The sequence below is a fragment of the Lactobacillus helveticus DSM 20075 = CGMCC 1.1877 genome (assembly GCF_000160855.1).
In the GTDB taxonomy this organism is placed as follows: Bacteria; Bacillota; Bacilli; order Lactobacillales; family Lactobacillaceae; genus Lactobacillus; species Lactobacillus helveticus.
Map to the genome: position 1 here is coordinate 476,943 of NZ_GG700752.1, position 3,605 is coordinate 480,547.

The 3,605-nt window shown below is 41.2% G+C and carries 1 protein-coding gene and 1 pseudogene; one reads left to right on the forward strand and one right to left on the reverse strand.

The annotated features are described in order from the left end of the window. Nucleotides 1–67: 67 nt before the first annotated feature. Nucleotides 68–1,483, reverse strand: coding sequence for a Na+/H+ antiporter NhaC (gene nhaC, locus HMPREF0518_RS02240; RefSeq protein ID WP_003625663.1), 1,416 nt, complete (start codon nt 1,481–1,483; stop codon nt 68–70). A 685-nt stretch (nt 1,484–2,168) separates the two neighbouring features. Here nhaC and HMPREF0518_RS02245 point away from each other — a divergent pair. Continuing rightward, nucleotides 2,169–3,522: pseudogene (locus HMPREF0518_RS02245) on the forward strand (amino acid permease). Nucleotides 3,523–3,605 lie beyond the last annotated feature (83 nt).

Below are 3,605 nucleotides of genomic sequence, written 5' to 3' on the forward strand. Positions count from 1 at the left end.
ACTTTAATTAGGGATATGGGGTGAGTTGTGTTATATTTTAAAAACCAAATCCGGATTAAGAAACATTCTAATTTTGTACTGGCACGGTTTCTTTTCCTTTGGCATCTTCAGTAGCATTTAACTTCCGTAATCCGATTCCCGTAAAGCCACTTAAGAGTGAGAAGACAGGGCAGAGAAGACTGAAGAAGACAAATGGCAGGTACTGCATGGTTGGAACGCCCAACGTGTTGGCAATGAAGACACCACCGACACCCCAAGGAACCAAGTAATTCAGAACGGTACCGCCATCCTCTAGGACCCGGCCAAGAGCTGAACTGGCTAAGCCGCCGTTATTGAAGGTTTGTTTAAAAGCCCGACCTGGTAAGATAATTGATAGGAATTGTTCACCCACGAAAATGTTTACCCCAATGCAGGCACATAAGACTGCTGTAATTAATTTGGCTGAATTATTTAACTTAGTGGCGATTGGTGTCATTACGGTGCTGATTAAACCAAAGTGAACGAGCAAACCACCAAGAGATAATGTTAATACAATCAGGGCAACGGTTGGCATCATACTAACAATGCCACCACGAGATAATAGTAAGTTGACTTCATGATTGCTGGTTTTTGCCACGAAGCCATTTGTGATGATATCGCTGGCCTTATTCATATTTAAACCGGTATTATTCATAAACATCATGGCAGCTGAAACAAAAATGTTGAGCAGCATGGTGGGGATGGCTGCCATTTTAAAGGCGGCACAGATGAATACCAGGGCGATCGGAATTAATGCAATAATTGAAATGTGAAAGTCATTATTCAATGCAGCGACCGTGGTGTTGATTTTTGCCATGTCAGCGTGATTGTGACCCATTCCCAGAACGGCAAATGCCACTGTTGAAATGGCTGCAGCTGGTAATGTCGACCATAAAATGGTTTTCATATGATCAAATAGATCCGTATCAACGACGGCGGCCGCTAAGTTATTAGTCTCGGATAATGGTGACAATTTATCGCCGAAAGTTCCTCCGGCAATGATGGCGCCGGCAACGAGGGCTGGGTTAAAGTTCATGGTTACGCCGATGCCGAAGAAAGCAATTCCGACGGTTGAAACGACTGTGAAGCAACTTCCAACCGCGGCGCCAACTAGGGAACAAACCAGAAAGACTGTTGGTAGGAACCATTGTGCGCTGATTGCCTTAAAGCCAATGACCATTAAAGTTGGAATTGTCCCGGCAGCAATCCAGGTACTGATCATTGCTCCAATTAAAATAAAAATAACAATTGGAATGATTCCTTTATCGATACCGTCCTTAATGCCGCCATTGATTTCATGCCAGTTAAATCCGCGCAGCTTTGCCCAAAAAATGGTGACGGTAATGGCTAGTAAAACTGGAACTTGTGGGGACAAGCCCAAGCCGATTATACCAGAACCCATAATTGCTAAGATGATAATTAGAACAATAATTGCTTCACTTAAAGATAATTTACTTTTCGTCATATTGATTAACCTCTTTTTGTTTTTTTGTGACTAATTGTTTTCATAAAGAGTGGCTATCAATATCGCGCTAAGCCCCCATTAGTTGATCGTTCCATGTTCAACATCCCTTTCTCTGGTAAATAAAAAATCGTCCCTATTGCATGTTCATATGCAATAGGGACGATTAGACTCTTTACCGTGGTACCACCCAACTTGTGTATTCAAAAAATACACCGCTCACTAGAAGATAATGGATTCTAGTTATTGACCATTGTCGAGAGTATTACGGTATTTCGTCTCCCTTATCCTGATTGGTTCGCAGCGACCACCAACTTCCTGACACCCAGATAAGGAACTACTTCATGTAATTCGACTTTAAATTATTTAATTAGGAGTATAGAACGATGGGTGAGAAAAAGCAAGTAAAGTTGGTAATTAATTAATTGGTGTTTCATTTAACCGGAAAGGATATTTTCTCTAAAACGAATATGTTATCAAACCTTACATTTTACCCGTGAAGGGCTCACATAATTAAGCAAAATTGCATAAAAGCGATTTCATATGTAAAAATATCTACCACGTATTGAAAATATGTGGTATAATAATGAAATTCCAATTAGAATTTAATTAGTAACTGTCTTATTTGCCCTTATTTTGTAGGAGGATGCTTATGAAATCAACTATTACCAAGAACTAGGATGGTACCATGCGAGCCTTAAGTAACCGGCATGTTCAGATGATTGCCATTGGTGGCACAATCGGAACAGGACTATTTTTGGGATCCGGAAGTACAATTAGTAAAACCGGCCCGTCCGTAATGTTGGTTTACCTAACATTGGGCTTGTTCTTCTTCTTTATGATGCGGGCAATCGGTGAGATGTTTTATTCCGATCCTTCCCAACACACGTTTGTTTCGTTCATTTCTCGATATTTAGGTCCGACAGTTGGTCATTTTAGCGGCTGGACTTATTGGATTGGCTTAGTCTTTGTTTGTATGGCAGAATTGACTGCGACGGCCACATATGTTAAATTCTGGTTTCCAAATTTCCCATCGTGGGTTGTTGAACTGATCTTTTTGGGAGTCTTGGCAAGTGTTAACCTAATTGCTGCCCGGTTGTTCGGGGAAGCTGAATTCTGGTTTGCCATGATTAAAATTATTGCGATCGTTGCCATGATTGTAACAGGTGTGTTCATGATGTTCAGCCATTCGGTTACACCATTGGGCCACGCAACGATTACAAATGTTTTTCACAATTATACACTGTTCCCACACGGTGTCTTTAACTTTGTCTCGGCATTCCCAATGGTTTTCTTTGCCTTTCAGGGAATTGAATTTGTCAGCATCACAATCGGCGAAGCTAAATCACCACACACCGTAATTAAAAAAGCAGTTAACGAAACGTTAATTCGAATCTTACTATTCTATATTGGCGCATTGATTGTCATCATGGGTATTATCCCTTGGACATCATTAACGGCTGATAGTAGCCCGTTTGTTCAAGTGTTTAAGTTAGCTGGTTTCCCTGCAGCGGCCGCGGCAATTAACTTTGTGGTATTGACCTCGGCAGCTTCTTCACTAAATAGTTGTATTTTCTCAGCCGGCCGGCATTTCTACCAGTTGGCAACCGAAGTCCCAGAAAATAGTTGGATGCACAAAACGTTCGCCAAAATTTCCAAAAACGGCGTTCCTGCAGCCAATTATTTTCTCAGCAGCGATGGTTTTGGTTACACCCTTGATGAGTTTAACCACTGCGATTACGTCAGTCTTCACGATTGTAACAGGGGTTTCCAGTGATATGTACATTATTGTTTATACCTTGTCGATGCTGGCTCACAGAAAATATCGGGCATCAAGTGATTTCTTACCAGACGGCTTTAAGATGCCATGGTACAGCGTCACCAGTCCATTAACCATCGCGTTCTTCGCGATTATCTTTTTCAGCTTATTCTTCATACCAGAAGATGTCATTGGGGCCGTTGGCGCAATTGTTTGGACATTGGTATTTGGCGGTGTCACTTATCTGCATCAGCGAAAATTGGTGCCAAACACACAGAATTAATGTTAATCCCGAGTTAAAAATAATGGCTTAAACTTTATCTAATTTCAAATAATTCCTCTAAATTGGCGAGTGAGTATCTATTC